The 17,052-nt window shown below is 69.5% G+C and carries 13 protein-coding genes; 4 read left to right on the top strand and 9 right to left on the bottom strand.

Features of this window, described 5'->3' with window-relative positions:
* Positions 1-52 precede the first annotated feature (52 nt).
* Complete coding sequence (locus tag VKV57_09855) at positions 53-1,432, top strand: plastocyanin/azurin family copper-binding protein (protein ID HLW60208.1); 1,380 nt, start codon at positions 53-55, stop codon at positions 1,430-1,432.
* A gap of 2 nt (positions 1,433-1,434) precedes the next feature.
* A complete protein-coding gene (locus VKV57_09850; GenBank protein HLW60207.1) occupies positions 1,435-2,505 on the top strand; it encodes a sigma-70 family RNA polymerase sigma factor in 1,071 nt (356 codons plus the stop codon).
* Between the two features lie 28 nt (positions 2,506-2,533).
* Here the strand turns inward: VKV57_09850 and tdh are convergent, their stop codons facing one another.
* The 3 genes from tdh to VKV57_09835 are packed head-to-tail and all read right to left on the bottom strand — an operon-like array spanning position 2,534 to position 6,711.
* Positions 2,534-3,577 carry an L-threonine 3-dehydrogenase gene (gene tdh, locus VKV57_09845; GenBank protein HLW60206.1) on the bottom strand — a complete coding sequence of 348 codons (1,044 nt, stop codon included), beginning with the start codon at positions 3,575-3,577 and terminating at the stop codon, positions 2,534-2,536.
* A gap of 19 nt (positions 3,578-3,596) precedes the next feature.
* Positions 3,597-4,967, bottom strand: coding sequence for a dipeptidase (locus VKV57_09840; GenBank protein ID HLW60205.1), 1,371 nt, complete (start codon positions 4,965-4,967; stop codon positions 3,597-3,599).
* A 58-nt stretch (positions 4,968-5,025) separates the two neighbouring features.
* Positions 5,026-6,711 (bottom strand): hypothetical protein, encoded by a 1,686-nt coding sequence (locus VKV57_09835; protein HLW60204.1) that lies wholly within the window; start codon positions 6,709-6,711, stop codon positions 5,026-5,028.
* 258 nt (positions 6,712-6,969) lie between these two features.
* Between VKV57_09835 and VKV57_09830 the strand changes: the two genes are divergently transcribed.
* Both VKV57_09830 and VKV57_09825 read left to right on the top strand, forming a co-directional pair.
* Complete coding sequence (locus VKV57_09830) at positions 6,970-7,698, top strand: response regulator transcription factor (protein HLW60203.1); 729 nt, start codon at positions 6,970-6,972, stop codon at positions 7,696-7,698.
* Positions 7,695-9,503: an ATP-binding protein gene (locus tag VKV57_09825; protein ID HLW60202.1), complete on the top strand. Its 1,809-nt coding sequence runs from the start codon at positions 7,695-7,697 to the stop codon at positions 9,501-9,503. The genes VKV57_09830 and VKV57_09825 overlap by 4 nt, the downstream gene beginning before the upstream one ends.
* An 8-nt stretch (positions 9,504-9,511) precedes the next feature.
* Here the strand turns inward: VKV57_09825 and VKV57_09820 are convergent, their stop codons facing one another.
* The 6 genes from VKV57_09820 to VKV57_09795 all read right to left on the bottom strand — a co-directional run bounded on the left by VKV57_09820 (position 9,512) and on the right by VKV57_09795 (position 16,863).
* Positions 9,512-11,242, bottom strand: coding sequence for a thiamine pyrophosphate-dependent enzyme (locus VKV57_09820; GenBank protein HLW60201.1), 1,731 nt, complete (start codon positions 11,240-11,242; stop codon positions 9,512-9,514).
* Positions 11,223-11,951 (bottom strand): ABC transporter ATP-binding protein, encoded by a 729-nt coding sequence (locus VKV57_09815; GenBank protein ID HLW60200.1) that lies wholly within the window; start codon positions 11,949-11,951, stop codon positions 11,223-11,225. Before VKV57_09815 ends, VKV57_09820 begins: the two co-directional genes overlap by 20 nt.
* On the bottom strand, positions 11,948-12,730 hold the full coding sequence (locus VKV57_09810) for an ABC transporter ATP-binding protein (protein ID HLW60199.1): 783 nt from the start codon (positions 12,728-12,730) through the stop codon (positions 11,948-11,950). The genes VKV57_09815 and VKV57_09810 overlap by 4 nt, the downstream gene beginning before the upstream one ends.
* 9 nt (positions 12,731-12,739) lie before the next feature.
* Positions 12,740-14,446: a branched-chain amino acid ABC transporter permease gene (locus VKV57_09805; protein HLW60198.1), complete on the bottom strand. Its 1,707-nt coding sequence runs from the start codon at positions 14,444-14,446 to the stop codon at positions 12,740-12,742.
* A complete protein-coding gene (locus VKV57_09800; GenBank protein ID HLW60197.1) occupies positions 14,427-15,485 on the bottom strand; it encodes a branched-chain amino acid ABC transporter permease in 1,059 nt (352 codons plus the stop codon). Before VKV57_09800 ends, VKV57_09805 begins: the two co-directional genes overlap by 20 nt.
* A gap of 115 nt (positions 15,486-15,600) precedes the next feature.
* The gene (locus VKV57_09795; protein ID HLW60196.1) at positions 15,601-16,863 is read right to left on the bottom strand and encodes a branched-chain amino acid ABC transporter substrate-binding protein; all 1,263 of its coding nucleotides are present in this window, start codon (positions 16,861-16,863) and stop codon (positions 15,601-15,603) included.
* Positions 16,864-17,052 lie beyond the last annotated feature (189 nt).

Raw genomic sequence — 17,052 nt, 5'->3', positions numbered from 1 at the left:
GGGGGTGGGCCCCCGATGCCGGCCCGGTCCAATCCGCCCTGGAGGATTCACGATGCGACCGAATGTGTCACCGCACGATCGCCTTCGCCCCGGCGCCGGCTCCCGCCGACTCGGCCTAACGGCCACGGCCGCGGTGGCGCTGATGGCCTGGGCCGGCGCCGCCGCGCCCATGTACGCGGCGGCATGGGCCACGCCCGCGCCGCCCAAGGCTTACGTCGCGTTGTACGGCGACAACGCCGTCGCCGTAATCGACACGGGAACCAACCGCGTCGTCAAGACCATCCCGGTTCCCCCGGGGCCCGAAGGCCTCGTGGCCTCTCCGGACGGGGCGCGAGTCTACGCCACCAGCACCAGCGGCTCGACCGTGAGCGTGATCAGCACAGCCACGGACCGGGTGGTCAGCACGATCGAGGTCGGCAAGAACCCGCAGGGGCTGGCGATCACCCGGGACGGGCGGCTGGTGCTCGTCGCCGTGTTCGGGGCCAGCGACGTCGCCGTGATCGACACGATCCGCAACCAGGTGGTCGCCCGGATTCCCGTCGGCAACCCCCACACCGTCGCCATCAGCCCCGACGATCGCACCGCCTACGTCACGGCACAGCAACCGGGAGCAGCGGGGCTGGCCATCCTGGACCTCGCGGCACGGCAGAGGGTGGGCATGGTCCCGCTCGACAAGACGCCGCGCGCGGCGAACTTCAGCCCCGACGGCACCGCGCTCTACTTCACGCAGGCCGGCGTGAACGCGGTGCAGGTGCTCGATCCGACGCGCAACCTCGTCGTCGCGCAGATTCCGACCGGAGCCTCCCCCCACCTGCCGATCTTTACCGCGACCGGCGCGGTCGAGTTGACGGTCGTGCAGGGGCCGGGCGAACTCGCGCTCGTCAATCCATCCACCCGGACGATCATCGGAACGGTCGCGGTGGGCACGTTCCCCCACTGGGCCGCGCCCACCGCGGACGGGGGCACGGCCTACGTCACCAACGAGGGCGCGAACAGCGTCTCGGTGGTGGACCTCGAGCAGCGGAAGGTGCTGGCGACGATCCCGGTCGGGGCCGCGCCTAGGAAGATCGTCCTCCAGCCCGTCCCCGGGTCCAAAGCCCGCGCGCTGACGGCGCCCCCAACCGCGTCGACGCCCTCGTTCGGGCAGGCGGGGTCGGCCCCCATCGCGGCGGCGTCCGCCGCCAGCGGCGGGGTTCGGGTCAAGGACTTCGCGTTCGCTCCCGCGACGATTCGGGTGACGGTCGGCGAGACTGTCACCTGGATCAACGCCGACGCCATCCCCCACACGTCGACGAGCGCGGACCAGCGGTGGAACTCCGGCCCGATCCTACCCGGCACAAGCTTTACGGTCACCTTCGACAAGGCCGGGACCTATGAGTACGCCTGCATGATCCACCCGTTCATGCACGGGACGATCACGGTCGGGAACTGAGCATGCCGGCCGAGCGTCCGCGGTGGGGGTGGCGGCGGGAGGTGCACGCGGGCCGCGGCGCCGGCGAGCCGCGCGATCCCAGCGACGAGGACTTGATGCGGCTGCTGGCGGCCGGCCGCCAGGACGCCCTCGGGCCGCTCTACGGCCGGTACGCCTCGCGGATCTTCTCCCTGGCCGCGCAGACGGTGGACCGCGTGTCGGCGGAAGAGATCGTCCAAGACGTCTTCCTCGCGGTGTGGCGCAAGGCCGGCACCTTCTCGCCGGAGCGGGGCGCGTTCCGGCCGTGGGTCTTCCAGATCGCCCACTTTCGGATCCTGAACGAACTTCGCCGGCGGAGCCGGCAGCCGCGGCTGGACGAGGACCCGGACGGCCAGCGGCTGGCGCAGGTCCCCGATCCCGCCCCCGAGCCGGGCGAGGTGGTGAGGCGCGAAGCCGAGCGCGCTATCGTCCGCGACGCGCTGGAGGCGCTTCCGCCAACGCAGCGTCAAGCGGTGGACCTTGCCTTCTTCGAAAACTTAACCCACGAACAGGTCGCCGCCGAACTCCGCCTCCCGCTCGGAACCGCCAAGACCCGAATCCGGGCCGGCCTGCAGAAACTCAGGGCGGGCCTGTCTCCCGCGGTCACCGCGCTGGTGGTCGGCGCGCTCGGACTGGGAACGCTGTTGGGGATCCGCGTACACGACGATCAGGTGGCGCGGGGGCGCGATGCCCGGGCGCTCGCCCTGCTTACGTCGAGCGAGACCGTGGCGGTCCGCCTCGAGCCCGCCCCGGGTGTGCCGGCGCGGACGCATGCGGTCTACCGCGGCCAGGCCGGGGTGGGCATCGCGGTGCTGACCTTTGAGGAGTTCGCGCCACCCCCGGCGGGCGAGACCTATCAGGCCTGGGTGCGCCACGGAGACCGATGGACCTCGCTCGGCACGGCTCGGCTTGACGCCGGCGGGGATGCCAGGCTGATCGTGGAGGGACCGGAGTTGGCCGTCCCGCCCGATGCGATCGAAGTCACCCGGGAACCGGCGGGCGGACGCCGCGCTCCGAGCGGGTCGGTGGTGGTCAGCGCACCACACGGACGGTAACGCAATCGCGCGTCCCTGACGGTGGGGGTCAGCCGGTGCGGCTGTCCTCCACCGTCAGGAGCACCTTCCCACACTCGCCCGACCGCATCAAGGCGAACGCCTCCGCGAACCGAGCCATCGGCAGCCGGTGCGTAATCACCGGCCGGATGTCCACCCCCGAGGCGAGCAGTGCCGTGGCCTCGTACCATGTCTCCCACAACCGCCGGCCGAAGATCCCCTGGAGGCGGATGCCCTTGACGATCACGTCGTTGGCAAGGTCCAGTTCGATGGGCCGACCGGGGAGGCCCAAGAGCGCGGCGAACCCCCCGTTGCGCAGCGCCGCCAGTCCGTTGTGGAGCCCCTGCCCGTGCCCGGAGAACTCGAGCAGCACGTCCGCCCCCGCCCCGTCCGTGAGCGCGCGTACGATCCCGGGGACGTCCTCGGTCCGGGCGTCCATCACCCGGTCGGCCCCCAGCGTGCGGGCGAGGGCGAGGCGATAGGGGTTCACGTCCGCCGCGAGGATCGGGGTCGCGCCGGCCCGGCGCGCGATCAGGACGGCGCACAGCCCGATCGGGCCGCAGCCCATCACCAGGACTGACCGGGCGCCGAGATCCGCCGCCAGGGCCGTGTGCACCGCGTTCCCGAAGGGATCCATGATCGCCGCGATCTCGGGGGGGGTCCCCGGGGCCATCTTCCAGGCGTTCGGCGCGGGAACCACCACGTAGTCGGCGAAGGCCCCATCGCGATCGACGCCGATGATCTCCAGGGCCTCGCAGATGTGGGCCTCGCCGCGCCGGCAGAGGTGGCAGTGCCCGCAGCTGACGTGAGATTCCCCGGCGATGAAGTCGCCGACCGACACGCCGTGCACGTCGGGACCGAGCTCGACGACCGTGCCGCAGAACTCGTGGCCGATCACCCGCGGGGGGCGGAGGCGGCCGGCCGCCCACGGATCCCACCGCTCGATGTGCAGATCGGTGCCGCAGATACCACCGGCGTGGACGCGGACCAGCACCTGACCGGAGCCGGGGGTGGGGATCGGCAGCGATCGGATCTCGAGCCCGGGCCCGGCCGCGGGCTTCACCAGCGCCCGCATCGTGCCGCGCACTACCGGGTCACCCCGCCCCGCCCTCCCCCAGCAACTGGATGAACCGGATGACCGCCTCGATTCCGCGGGTGAAGTTCGGCAGGTGGAGCTTCTCGTTGGGGGAGTGCAGGTTGTCGTCGGGCAGCCCGAACCCCATCAGCACGGGCGGCGCGCCGAGCACATGCTGGAACTCGGCGGCGACGGGAACGCTCCCCCCCTCGCGGATGAAGGCCGGGGGGCGGTGGAAGACCTCCTCCAACGCCCGGGCGGCGGTGCGGATCGCGGGCGCGTCGGGGGACACCGCGAGCGGCGCCCCGGCGCCGAGCAACCGGACCTCGGCACGGAGCCCGGCGGGGGTCAGCCGCTGCACCTTGCGGGTGAACGCGCGCAGGACCGCCTGAGGTCGCTGGTCCGGCACGAGGCGCATGCTGATCTTGGCGGTCGCGCGGGAGGGGATAACGGTCTTCGCTCCGGGACCGGTGTACCCTCCCGCGATCCCGTGGACCTCCAAGGTGGGACGCGCCCACCGCCGCTCGAGGATGGAGTATCCGTCCTCGCCCGGGGCGTCCCCCACGCCCAGATCCGAGAGGTACGCTTCGTCCCGGAACCCGAGCTGCGCCCAGCTGCGCCGCTCGAAATCGGTGGGGGGGGCGACGGGGGCATAGTATCGGGGAATCGTCACCCGCCCGCGGCGGTCCTTCAGCCCGGCGATGATCCGGGCCAACCCATCCACGGGGTTGGGGGCGGCGCCCCCGAAGATGCCGGAGTGCAGGTCCCGGTTGGCGCCCTGGAGCTCGACCTCGGTGTAGAGCATCCCGCGCAGGCCCGTCACCAGCGACGGGTGATCGGGCGCGTAAAAGCTCCCGTCGCACACCAGCGAGACGTCCGCCCGGAGGAGCTGCCGGTGCTTCTTGATCAACGGGATCATCCTCGGGCTGCCGATCTCCTCTTCGCCCTCCACGATGAACTTGATGTTGAGGGGCAACCGGCCGGTGGCCCGGAGCAGCGACTCGACCGCGAACACCTCGATCAAGAGCTGCCCCTTGTCGTCGGAGGCGCCGCGGCCGTAGAGGTCGTCGCCCCGCTGCGTGGGGTCGAAGGGCGGCGAGGTCCACAGGTCGAGCGGGTCGGGAGGCTGAACGTCGTAGTGCCCGTAGCAGAGCAGCGTGGCCGCCCCGGGCGCACCGGTCCACTCCGCGTACACCGCGGGGTGCGTCCCGTTCGGCATCACCCGGGCCGACAGCCCGATCTCCGTGAGACGACCGGCGATCCACTCCGCGGCCCGCCCCAGATCCGCGTGGTGCGCCGGCAACGTGCTGATGCTCGGGATGCGGACGAACTCCTTCAGCGCATCGGTAAAGCGGGCCCGGTGCTCCTGCGCGTACGCGTGCGGCTCCATCAGTCGTCTCCTCGGTGGCGGGGAATGAGCGCCCGCTCCGCCGCACTCGGGTCGCGGCTCAAGCCGAGACCGGAGGCGAGGTGAGCGCCCGGCGATAGTCGCCGATGGTCAGGAGCACGTTCCCCCGGCGGACGGCGAGCGCGTACGCGATCAGCGCCATCGTCGCGGCCACCGCCTCTTGCAGGCCGTGCACCTGGGGATCGGCGGTCAGGATGGTGTTGAGGTCGTAGCACCGGCACGAGCGGTGCAGGATCCGAAACAGCTCGACCTCCTCGGCCAGGGTCTCGGGTGTGTCCTGGTGGCGCATCAACGCCGGGTAGAGGAGTTCGGCCCTTCCGCCCGGTGCGATCTCCGCTTCCAGCCGGTCGATGAACCGCCGCTCGGCCTCGTCGTCGACCGCCCGGTAGGCGTTGTACGCGGTCTCTTTCTTCCGGTCGGGGGTCTCGCCGCGGAGGAGGCGGCCGATAAACTTCTCCACCGACAGGGATTCCAGCACCGTCTGCTCGCGCGGATCCCGCTTCAGCAGGATCACGCTGCCCAACCGCGTCGGCGCCATGGGGTTCGAAACCACGCGGGCGGGGGGGAGGATGCGGGTGATGTCCAGCATCGCCCGACCGTTGTCGAAGGCGATCAGCCGCGCCAGGAGCGTACGAATCTGGTCCGGGTCCATCGCCTGAAAGAAATCCCCGGCCGGCCCCGAGTCCCGACGGACGGCCTCCGTCAGCGCGTCGAGATCGGCCCGGTGAACTTCGATGAACGTGGGCAGGACGTCCGGCACGTTCTCCAGGCACGAACGCAGCATCTCGTGGGCGGACAGCGGGAAACTGCTCACCAGGTTGGTGCGGAGGTAAAAGATCTTCTCGCTCGTGTAGGCGTACGCCTGGATGGGCTGCCCGAGATCGATCGACGCCAGGGGGACGGTGGTCTCGCGATTCTCCAGATCGAGCCCGCGCACCTGACCGCCCTCGCCCCGGCGCTCCTCCAGCCACCGGAACACGCGGTAGCCGCGGATCGGTTCCCCGCGCGACGGGACGATCTCGAAGGGGGCGATCCGGCGGCCGTCGCGCATCGCGCAGGCGTAGCGGACGTACACCCAGTCGTCGGAGTGGAACCGGGTGTTCGGGTACGTGGCCTGGAGCCCGTAGGAGGACGTGCTTTTGCCGGTGCCGGTGGGGGCGATGTACAGCACCCCTTCCCCGTCCTTCTCGACGCAGGCGCCGTGGATGCTGTGGATCCCCCACTCCTCGGCCAGGACCCGTCCCACCGCGCCGAGGACCCACGACTTGAGCTGCCCATAGTAGGCCGTGTTGAAAAACACGATCGTGTTCGTGCGCCGGCTGTAGTAGGCGGCCTCCGCCTGGTCGTTCACCCCGCCGAGCGCGTACACCGTGACCTGGGGCTGCCGCGGAGGGGTGAGGCCGGTGGTCCGCTGCCACTCCTCCGGACTGTACCAGTTCAGCGACCAGAGGGTGTGGAGGTGGGTGGAGTTCGTGATCGCGCGCACGCGCACCCCATGGATGATCACATCCTGCAGGTAGAGCGCATCCTTGCCGGCGCGCTTGACCAGGTGTTCCACGGCGGCCGCGACCAACTCGTCCCGCCTGCCCTCGACGCGGTCGAGGTTCTTGTCGTGCACGGCGGTGCGGGTCTTCGTCCGGGTGATGGTGTTGCTTCTGCCGATGGGCGTGCCCGGCCACTCCGTGATCTGGGGGTTGGGCGCAGGCGGAAATGTAAACGACTCCACGAAACGGCCTCCCTTTGGGAACTCTCCATCCGGGGCGCCCCCGCGCCGTTCGACCGGGGGCTGTGCGGTTGCCTGTCGCGAACCGTCGTTCGCTCCTGGGCCTTCGACGCACGGGAAGACCTCCCCTGCCCCCTCGAGCGGCAGAGCTGCGGCCGCCATCCGCGGGGGCGTTACCGATTCGTCACCAAACCGTGACACCCGTCGTACAGGCCTGCTCGACAATGCTAATATAGATGCGAACAAGACGGAGGGCAGAAGGTGCCGACGATCGCACCGAAAACCGAGAGTCAACCCGGCGGGCGTATCCTGATCGTTGACGACGAGCCGCACATCGTGGAACTGGTCCGCTACAACCTTGCCCACGAGGGGTTTGAGGTGTCCGTCGCCTACGACGGCCACGAGGCCCTGGCGAAGGCGAAAGCCGAGACCCCCGACCTTGTGATCCTGGACCTGATGCTCCCGTACGTCGATGGCTTGGAAGTCTGCCGCCACATCCGGCGCGAGTCGTCGGTCCCCATCCTCATGCTCACGGCCAAGGACGGCGAGCAAGAGCGGGTGGTGGGGCTCGAACTGGGTGCGGATGACTATGTGACCAAGCCGTTCAGCCCGCGGGAACTCGTCGCCCGGGTGCGCGCGATCCTGCGGCGGACCGCCCGGGGGGTGGAGCGGCCGGGGAGTGCGCCGCTCTCGATCGGCGGCCTGGCGCTCGATCCGACCACGCACGAAGTGCGGCTGCGCGGACGGGTGGTCGACCTGACGACCAAGGAGTTCGACCTGCTGCAACTGCTGATGGGCCACCCCAACCGGGTCTTCACCCGCGACTTTCTGCTCGAGCACATCTGGGGCTACGATTACTTCGGCAGCACCCGCACGGTGGATATGCACATCAGCCGCCTGCGCGAAAAGATCGAGGATGACCCCAACACCCCCACCTACATCACGACGGTGCGCGGGGTCGGCTATAAGCTGAAGAAGGATCCGACATGAGCCGCAGCCTGCGCTGGAAACTGACCAGCACCTACCTGCTGCTGGTCCTGTTCTCGCTCGGCATCGCCGCGGCCGTGCTGATCCCCAACATCTCCCGCGTGTACGTGAACGACTACCAGCGCGCCGTGCTGAACGAAGCGAAGACCACCGCGCGGATGCTCGCGAACTACCAGATGAACGGGGCAAGTATCGCCCGCCTCGACGACATCGCCAGCGGCTCGTCGTGGCGCGACGGCGTGTACATCGGGGTGAAGGACGCCAGCGGGCAGCCGCCGCCGACCGGGCGGTGGGCCGACCAGGTCGGCGGTCCGGTGGCGCCCGAGGTGGCCTCCGCCCTCGCCGACAAACCCACCACCGTGATCCGGCCCGATGGGAGGAGCGGCGAGGTCCGCATCTTCGCCGCCGCGCCGATGAAGGTGGGAGGAGCGACCGTCGGGGTCGTCGAGGTCAGCGTGCCGCGCCGGTGGGTCGATCGGGCGCTCGATGAGGTGTGGAAGGCGCTGGGGGAGGCGCTGCTCGCCGGCATCGTCGTCGCCCTGCTGCTCGGCACGTGGCGCGCCCGCGCGCTGGCCGCCCCTGTGCTCGAACTCTCCCGGGCGGCGACCCGGATCTCCGCGGGCGATCTGTCCGCCCGGGCCACGATCCGCAGCCGGGACGAGATCGGTCACCTCGCCAGCACCTTCAACGCGATGGCGGAGGAACTGCGCCTCAAGTTGGCCGCCGTGACCGAGGAGCGCTACAAGATCGAGGCGATCATCTCGAGCATGAGCGATGCCGTGGTCGCCGTCGACGCGAAGGGCACGATCCTCCTCTTTAACCGCGCCGCCGAGGAGCTGTTGGGCCTCACCGCCGTCGCCCGGGGACGCCGGCTGCGGGACGTGCTGGGCGATCACCCCAGCTGCCGGTGGATCGAAACGGCGGCGGCCGAGCGGCGCGACGTCGCCGAGGAATTCAGCCCCGACCCCCGCGGCGAGCGGATCCTGGACCTGCACGCCACGCCGCTGGGAGGGCAGGACGGCGAAGCGTCCGGGGCGGTTGCGGTCGTGCGGGACGCCACCGAACTCCGCCGGACCGAGCGGCTGCGGCGGGAACTCACCGCCAATGTCTCCCACGAGCTGCGCACGCCATTGACATCGATCAAGGGATTCACCGAGACGCTGCTGGCCGGGGCGATCGCCGACGAGACGACGTGCCGTCGCTTCCTCACGATCATCGACAGCGAGGCGACCCGTCTGATGAAGCTGGTGGACGACCTGATGGATCTCTCACGCCTGGAGTCCAAGACGGTGTCCCTCGAGCCCGCCCCCGTCAGGCTGGACGAGCTCGTCGCCGAAGCGCTGAGCCGGATGCGCCCCCAGGCCGATCGGCACCGGGTCGCGCTCCGCTCGACGTGCGCGGGGCCCGTCGTTGCCCTGGCCGACCGGGACCGAATCCTTCAGGTACTGACCAACCTGCTCGACAACGCGATCAAGTTTACGCCGGACGGGGGCACGGTCGAAGTCTCGCTACTGGGGGCGGCCGCCGAGGTCAGTGTTTCGGTCTCGGACACCGGCCGCGGAATTCCCGCCGACGATCTCCTTCGGGTCTTCGACCGATTCTACCGCGTGGAACGCTCGCGCTCACGCGAGGGCGGAGGAACGGGGCTGGGCCTGGCGATCGCCAGGCACATCGTCGAGGCCCACGGCGGCCGCATCGGAGCGGCGAGCCGGGTGAACGCGGGAAGCACGTTTACGTTCACGCTCCCGAGCACCTCTCCGCTCCCCGGGCCAACCGAGCGGACCGCCGCGCGCTCCTCGGCGGACTGAGTCCGGCGCTACGCCCGGTAACCCGCCCGGATCACCGGCCACACGCTCGGCATTTCGCCAACCGGCACCTCGATCAACGCCGGACGGTCGTTGCCGAGCGCTCGGCTTAACACCGGCCGCAGGCCCTCCGGCCCCTCGGCGCGGTAGCCGTCGACCCCAAACGCCTCGGCCAGCTTCAGGAAGTCCGGATTGACGAGGTCCGAAGCGATCAGGCGGCCGCCGAAGGAATCCCGCTGAATGCGGCGGACGTTGCCGAACGCGTTGTCGTTGAAGACGATCGCGACGACGTTGATCCCGTGGCGAACCACCGTCGACAGCTCCTGCATCGTGTACATGAAGCCCCCGTCTCCGTTGATGGACACGACCTTCCGGCCGGGGGCGCCCACCTGCGCGCCGAGCGCGGTGGCAAACCCGTACCCCAGCGTCCCCTGGTACCCGGAGGTCAGGAACGTCCGGGGCAGATAGACCGGGAACCCGCCGTACTGCGCCCAGTAGCCCACCTGGGTGCTCTCGCACACCAGGATCCCGTCCTCGGGCAGCGCCTCGCGAATGACGGCGGCGAAGGCGGCCTGGGGCTGGACGGCCTGGAGGAGCGCGTCGGCCCGCTGCTTCTCCGCGAGCATCTCGTCGCGGCGGGATCCCCGCTTCCGGTTGTGGCGCGGCACCCGGGCGACGAGCTCCTCGAGCCCCCACCGCGCGTCGGCCTCGATGCCGATCGCGGGCGTGCAGTTGCGGCCGATCTCCTCAGGATCGATGTCGATCTGAACCAGCGTCTGCCCGTCGCGCCGGCTCCACGTCGGGCCCCACGTCGAGTTCGCCGGTTGGAGGAAGCGCGTCCCGCAGATCAGCACCGCGTCGGACTGCGGCAGCAGATCCTGGGCGGCGACCATGGTGTGGGCGAGGTAGTGCCGGTCGGAGAGCGCCCCCTTGCCGTTGCTCGACATGACCACCGGCGCCTGCAGCATCTCCGCCAGTTGCCCCAGGGGCTCCCAGGCCTCCGCCCGAATCACGCCGCCGCCAACGAAGATGCTCGGGCGCTCGGCGGCGCCCAACACCTTGGCCGCGCGTTCGATCGCGTCGGCGTCGCCGGTCCGGCGCTCCCCCGCGACGCGGCCGATTAGGGTGACGTCCGCGGTGGCCGCCAGCGTATCCAGCGGAACCTCGATCGCCACCGGCCGCACGTGCCCGGTGTGCAGCTGTCGAAAGGCCTCAAGCACCACCCCGGGGATCTCCTCGGGTGTGCTGGCCCGGGCCGCCCACTTGGTCACCGACCGGAGCGCCCCCAGCTGGTCTCGGATCTCATGCAGCAGGCCGCGGCCGACGCCGATCAGCTTGGAGGGGATCTGCCCGGTCAAGCACAGGACCGGGGACGAGCAGGCGTAGGCCGTCGCCAGCCCGGCGGTGGCGTTCAATACGCCCGGTCCGGGCACCATCACGCAGACGCCCACCCGGCCGGTGGTGCGGGCGTAACCGTCGGCCATGTAAGAGGTCGCCTGTTCGTGGCGCGTGTGCACCACGCGGATCGCGTCACGCTCGAGGTAGAGCGCGTCGAACAGCCAGTCCAGCTGCACCCCCGGCAGGCCGAACACCACCTCGATCCCCTGCGCCTTGAGGCACGCGACCAGGGCCTGGCCTCCCGTCAACCGCGTCACCGTCCCCTGCCGCGTCTCTGTGACCGACACGCACCCCACCTCCTCTAGCGTCCCCCGGAGCACGCCCTCACTCTCCCAGGTAGGCACGCTTGACCTCCTCGTTGGCGGCGAGCTGGGCCGCCTCGCCTTGGAGGACGATGCCGCCGGTCTGGAGGACGTAGCCGCGGTCGGCGATGGTCAGCGCCATATAGGCGTTCTGTTCGACGAGCAGGATCGTCGTCCCCTGACGGTTGATGTCGAGGATCGCCTCGAAGATCTGCTCGACCAGGATGGGAGCCAGCCCCATCGACGGCTCGTCCATCAGCAGCACCTTGGGCCGGGCCATCAGCGCGCGGCCCATGGCGAGCATCTGCTGCTCCCCCCCGGAGAGCGTGCCGGCGACCTGGTGCATCCGCTCCTTCAGGCGGGGGAAAAGGGCAAAGACGCGGGCGAGATCCTCCCGAATCTCACCCGCGTCCGTCCGCGTAAACGCGCCCATCTCCAGATTTTCCAGGACCGAGAGCCGCCCGAAGATGCGGCGCCCCTCCGGCACCTGGACGATTCCTTTGAGCACGATCTCGTGCGGGGGGACCGCGGTGAGGTCCTCCCCCGCCATCCGCACCCGGCCCTGGTGGGGGCGGAGCAGCCCGCTGATCGTGTTCAAGGTCGTACTCTTGCCGGCGCCGTTGGCCCCGATCAGGGTGACGATCTTACCCGCCGCCACTTCGAACGACACCCCGCGCAGCGCGTGGATCGCCCCGTAGGACACGTGGAGGTCCTCGATCTCCAGCAGGGCCGAAGCGGGGTGGTCGGTCACCGCGCGGTTCCCATCGCGGCCTTCTTGCCGAGGTAGGCTTCGATCACGCGGGGATCGGCCTGGATCTCCCGGGGGGTGCCCTCGGCGATCTTCACCCCGTAGTCGAGCACGGTGACCCGATCGGAAATCCCCATCACCACCCGCATCTGGTGCTCGATCAGCAGGATGGCCAGGCCGAGTTCTTCGCGCAGCCGGCCGATAAACGCCATCGTCTCCAGGCTCTCGCGGGGGTTCATCCCGGCGGCCGGCTCGTCGAGCAGCAGCAGGGCGGGCCGCGTCGCCAGCGCGCGTCCGATCTCCAGCCGGCGCTGCTCGCCGTAGGGGAGATTCTTCGCCAAGAACTCCCGCTTGCCGTCCAACCCCACAAACCGGAGCAGCCGGCGCGCTTCCTCTACCGCCTCCGCCTCCAACCGCTGCGTCTCTCGGGTGTGCAGGATCGCGCCCATCCACGTCGACTTAAGGTGGATGTGTTCGCCGACCAGCACGTTCTCGAGCACGGTCATGTTGCCGAAGAGCCGGATGTTCTGGTAGGTCCGCGCGATCCCCAGGCGGGCGATCTGGTCGGGATCGAGCCCGTTGATCGGCTCGCCGCGGAAGTGGATCGCCCCCTCCTCCGGCCGATAGAACCCCGTCACGCAATTGAACACCGTGGTCTTGCCGGCGCCGTTGGGTCCGATGATGCTGTGGATCGCCCGGTCGGCCACCTCCAGATCAAGCCCGCCGACGGCCACGAGCCCCCCGAACCGCTTCGTCATGCCCTGGGTGATCAAAATGCTCATCGCGCCGCCTTACCCTCCCGCCGAACCCTCGCCCGCGACCGATCCCTCGGGCACGGAGATGACGCCACCCACCGGAACGTCTCCCTCCGCATGCAGCTCTCGCTGGCGAACCCTCGACGGCACCAGCCCCTCGGGCCGCAACAGCATCATCGCCACCAGCACCGCGCCGTAGACGAGGAAGCGGAACTCCCCGAACTCGCGCAGCAGCTCCGGCAGGCCCACGAGCACGAAGGCGCCGACGACCACCCCCCAGAGGCTCCCGATCCCGCCCAAGATGATCAGGACCAGGACGTTGATCGAGATCTGCAGCTGGAAGCTCTGCGGGAAGATCGATCCCAGCATCACCGCGAAGATCGCTCCCCCCACCCCCGCGAACGCCGCTCCGAGACCGTACGCCAGCAGTTTGGTCATGACCAGGTCGATGCCGATCGCCTGCGCGACGTCCTCGTCCTCGCGGATCGCCCCCCACGCCCGCCCCAACCGAGAGTACTGCAGCCGCCAGGCCACGTACGCCACCAGCGCCGATGCGGCAAGCGTGAGGTAATAGAGCTGGCGAGGGCCGGACAGCTCGAGGCCGGCGATCACCGGCCGGGGAATGGTGAGGATTCCGAACGAGCCGCCGAGCCACGGCCGCAGGGCGTCGGAGAGCACGAGCAGGCGCACGATCTCCCCCAGCCCCAGCGTGGCGATGGCGAGATAGTCGCCCCGCACGCGCAGGACGGGAATCCCGAAGATCACCCCCGAGATCAGGGAGACGACGACGGCGAACGGGACCGCGGCCCAGAACGAGAGGTGCACGATCCCGTACTGGCCGAGCGAGGTAAGCAGCCCGACCGTGTAGGCGCCGATCGCGAAGAATGCGACGAAGCCGAGGTCGAGCAGTCCGGCGAACCCGACCTCCAGATTGAGCCCCAGCCCCATCAGGGTGAACAAGCCCACCGTCACCATCACCTGCGCGACGAACGGTCCCCCCGCCACGGGGACCAGCAAGAGGCAGGCGACGCCCACCGCGATTCCCGACCACCACAACCCGCGCCGACCCGCCGGGGGGAGCGCGTCGATTCGGGTACGAACCGCGCCCCGCGAGTGGCGCCAGGCCCCGGTGCCGACCCAGGTCACCAGGCAGACCGTGACCGCCCCGTGCAGCGTCGGCCCGTTGACGCCGAAGAGGTATCCGCGGGCCGTCAGGGGAAGCCCCGGATCCTGCAAGAGGAGTTGGAGGAGATCCTGGAACACGCTGAGGATCAGCGCCGCAAGCGGACCCACCAGGAGGGCCCGGCGGGCTCGCGGCGGCATGAGACAGAGGAGCGCTCCACAGACCCCCGCCGCCCCCTGGCTGAACAGCAGCAGCCCTACCCCCGTGCGGACATCGCGGCCGAACGCCAACAGGGCGTAGAGGCCCGGCGAAGCGTTTATGAACATCACGCGAAGATCGACCCAGGAGCCGAGCAGCAGGAGCAGCGCGAGCGACGCCCCTGTGAGGAGGCCCACGCCTCCGCCGGCGGCCACCGCTCCCGCCCAGGACCGGCGGCGCGCCGCGACGTACCCCCCCGCCGCCCCGGTGATCAGCAGCAACGACCATCCCAAGCCCAGCAGATCGCTGACGATCCAACGCCCCTTGAACGTCTCGACGATGCCGGTCAAACACAGGTAGACCGCGATCACCCCGAAGATCAGGCCGATCCGGACGACGGCGCTAGGCCCGCTTGGTCGCAAGGCGCTCCCCGAGGAACCCCGACGGCCGGAAGATCAGCATGATCAGCAGCATCGTGAATGCGATGACGTCCCGCAGTTGATAGGGCGCCCGGACGCCCAGCCCGTCCAGAAACAGCGCCGGCCCCAGCGACTCCACCACTCCCAGGAAGAACCCGCCGAGCATCGCCCCGGGGATGTTGCCGATCCCGCCCAACACCGCGGCCGTGAAGGCCTTGATCCCGGGGACGAACCCCGAGAAGAAGTAGACCTGCTTGAACACCAAGGCGTAGAGGATCCCCCCCACCCCCGCCATCGCCCCGCCGAGGGCAAAGGTGAACACGATGACCCGGTCGACGTCGATCCCCATCAACGCGGCCGCGTCCCGATCCTCCGACACCGCCCGCATCGCCTTCCCGAACTTCGTCCGCATCACGACCACGTACAGCACCAGCATCGCCACGACCGCGGCCACCAGCACGATGGCCTGCGTCCGGAGAATGTGCACCGGCCCGATCTGCCACTCGCCGGTCAGCGCGCCAATGTCCGGGTACGCTTGGACGCCGGCGCCGAACAAGCTGCGGAAGGTGTACTGGAGGAAAAACGACGCGCCGATCGCGGTGATCAGCGGGATCATCCGCGGCGCCCGCCGCAGCGGCCGGTAGGCGATTCGCTCCACCAGCAGGGCGACGCTCGTCGACACCGCGATCGCCACCGCCGTGAGGAGGAGCAGCGAGATCAGCACGTAGCGATTGATGAATCCGGAGGCGCCCAGCGGAACCGCCACGTAGTAGGCGATGTACGCCCCGGACATGAACACCTCGCCGTGGGCGAAGTTGATCATGTTCAGGACCCCGTATACCATCGTGTATCCGAGGGCGATCAGCGCGTAGATCCCACCCTGCGCCAACCCGAACTCCACGAAATCCCCCCACTGCCGCCCCGTGTAGCGTCCCTCTTTCAAGGTGGCGATCGACCCGACCACCACGATGAACACCACCGCGATGCGGAACCCCCACAGGAAAACGTCCACGTACGTGATCCGTCGGCGCCTCACCCGCATCCCGGCCCTCCGCGCCCCACGGGAATAACACGGGGACGAGCCGAAGACGTCACGCGCCCCCGGCTCATCCCCGTCATCTACGCTTCTACGCTGGTGTCGTCAGGTGCCCGGCACGCTACTTGGTCGGCCAGACCTTCTTGGGATCGGTCCCCAAGCTCCACGTCGCGGGATTCGCGGAGACGACCTGATAGACGGCGATGTGCGGATCTCCGCAGTCTCCGTACTGGTTGCAGGTCAACGTCCCGGTAATACCCTTAAACCCCTTGGTCGCGAACAGCGCGTCGCGCAGCGCCTTCCGCCCGATGTACAGCGACCCGCCGTCGACCTTCGCGACCTTCTGGATCGCGGCAAACGCGACCATCGTCGCGTCGTAGGCATGCGCGTGGAAGCCGGAGATCGGCTTCTGCCCGTACTTCTTCTCGTACTTCGGGAGAAACTCCGTCCCGTACCGCGGCCCCAGCGCCGCGGGGGTCAGGTCCGGGCTGCTCAAGTACATGCCCTTGGCCGCGTCCCCCGCCGCCTTGGCGAAGTCCGGCGAATCCAGCCCGTCCGCGCCCATCAGCGTCACGGTCTTCAGCCCCTCGATCTCGCGCGACTGACGCGTGATAAACCCGCCGGCGGCGATGAAGATCGGGTAGTACAGCATGTCTGGCTTGGTCGAGGCGATCCGGGTGAGCACCGGCCGCATGTCCGTGTCGGTGGGCGCGACCGCCTCCTGTGTGGTGATCGTCCCGCCCATCTTCTTGAAGTTGTCGGCGAAGACGCTCGTCAGCCCCTCCGCGTACGGGCTTCCGTCGTGGATCGTTGCCACCCGATTGAGCTTCAGCACCGTGCGCACGAACGTCGCCGCGCGTTCGCCCTGGACCTTGTCGTTGTGCACGACCCGCAGGAACCCGTCGAAATCCGGACCGCGGGCCGGATCGGTGAGCTTCGGCGCCGTGGCAGAGGGCGACACCGAGGCGATGCCGGCCTTCCACAGGATCGGCGCGCCGGGCACGGTCTCGCTCGAGCAGCTCCCGCCGATCGCCACCACCACGGACGCGTTCGCGGCGACCTTCGTCGCCGCGGTCTGCCCGCCCTCGGCGTTGCAGCCGCTGTCCTCGCCGATCAGCTTGATGTCGTGTCCCATGAACTTCCCGTGCATGTCATCGATGGCGATCTCGATGCCCCGCTTACTGTCGGTGCCCAGCGAGCCGTCGGACCCCGAGGTCACCAGCCAGTAGGCGATCGTAATCGGCTCGCCCGGCCCGACCTTCACGACCCCAATCGGGTCGGTCACCGGGCCCATCTGAGCCGCCGGCACGGCTGTGACGAAGAGCGCACCGGTCGCGAGAACGGCACACAAAACCAGCATGATCGACTTGCTCAAGCGCACCATAGGCGTTCGTCCCTCCCTCTCACGATTCGGTTGTGGTCCTTGTCTTGGTCCAGGAACATCGCACGCTCACGGGCTTCGGGATAAACTTCGCCCTGCTCACCCCCTTCAGCCCGACCGTTTACGAGTTTCAGTCCGGGCGCCGCCGACACCCTGCAATTCCGGGGGCCCGCTCGATCTCCAAGGCCAGCA

It is taken from the genome of bacterium (assembly GCA_035307765.1).
GTDB lineage: Bacteria > Sysuimicrobiota > Sysuimicrobiia > Sysuimicrobiales > Segetimicrobiaceae > Segetimicrobium.
The sequence above is the reverse complement of the archived record's forward strand: the minus strand, read 5'-3'. Positions and strand labels throughout refer to the sequence as shown.

What these genes read in the sequence shown, in the direction of transcription:
- VKV57_09795 (HLW60196.1), bottom strand. Translation starts at nt 16,863, where the DNA reads ATGGTGCGCTTGAGCAAGTCGATCATGCTGGTTTTGTGTGCCGTTCTC.
- VKV57_09850 (HLW60207.1), top strand. Translation starts at nt 1,435, where the DNA reads ATGCCGGCCGAGCGTCCGCGGTGGGGGTGGCGGCGGGAGGTGCACGCG.
- tdh (HLW60206.1), bottom strand. Translation starts at nt 3,577, where the DNA reads ATGCGGGCGCTGGTGAAGCCCGCGGCCGGGCCCGGGCTCGAGATCCGA.
- VKV57_09855 (HLW60208.1), top strand. Translation starts at nt 53, where the DNA reads ATGCGACCGAATGTGTCACCGCACGATCGCCTTCGCCCCGGCGCCGGC.
- VKV57_09840 (HLW60205.1), bottom strand. Translation starts at nt 4,967, where the DNA reads ATGGAGCCGCACGCGTACGCGCAGGAGCACCGGGCCCGCTTTACCGAT.
- VKV57_09800 (HLW60197.1), bottom strand. Translation starts at nt 15,485, where the DNA reads ATGCGGGTGAGGCGCCGACGGATCACGTACGTGGACGTTTTCCTGTGG.
- VKV57_09825 (HLW60202.1), top strand. Translation starts at nt 7,695, where the DNA reads ATGAGCCGCAGCCTGCGCTGGAAACTGACCAGCACCTACCTGCTGCTG.
- VKV57_09810 (HLW60199.1), bottom strand. Translation starts at nt 12,730, where the DNA reads ATGAGCATTTTGATCACCCAGGGCATGACGAAGCGGTTCGGGGGGCTC.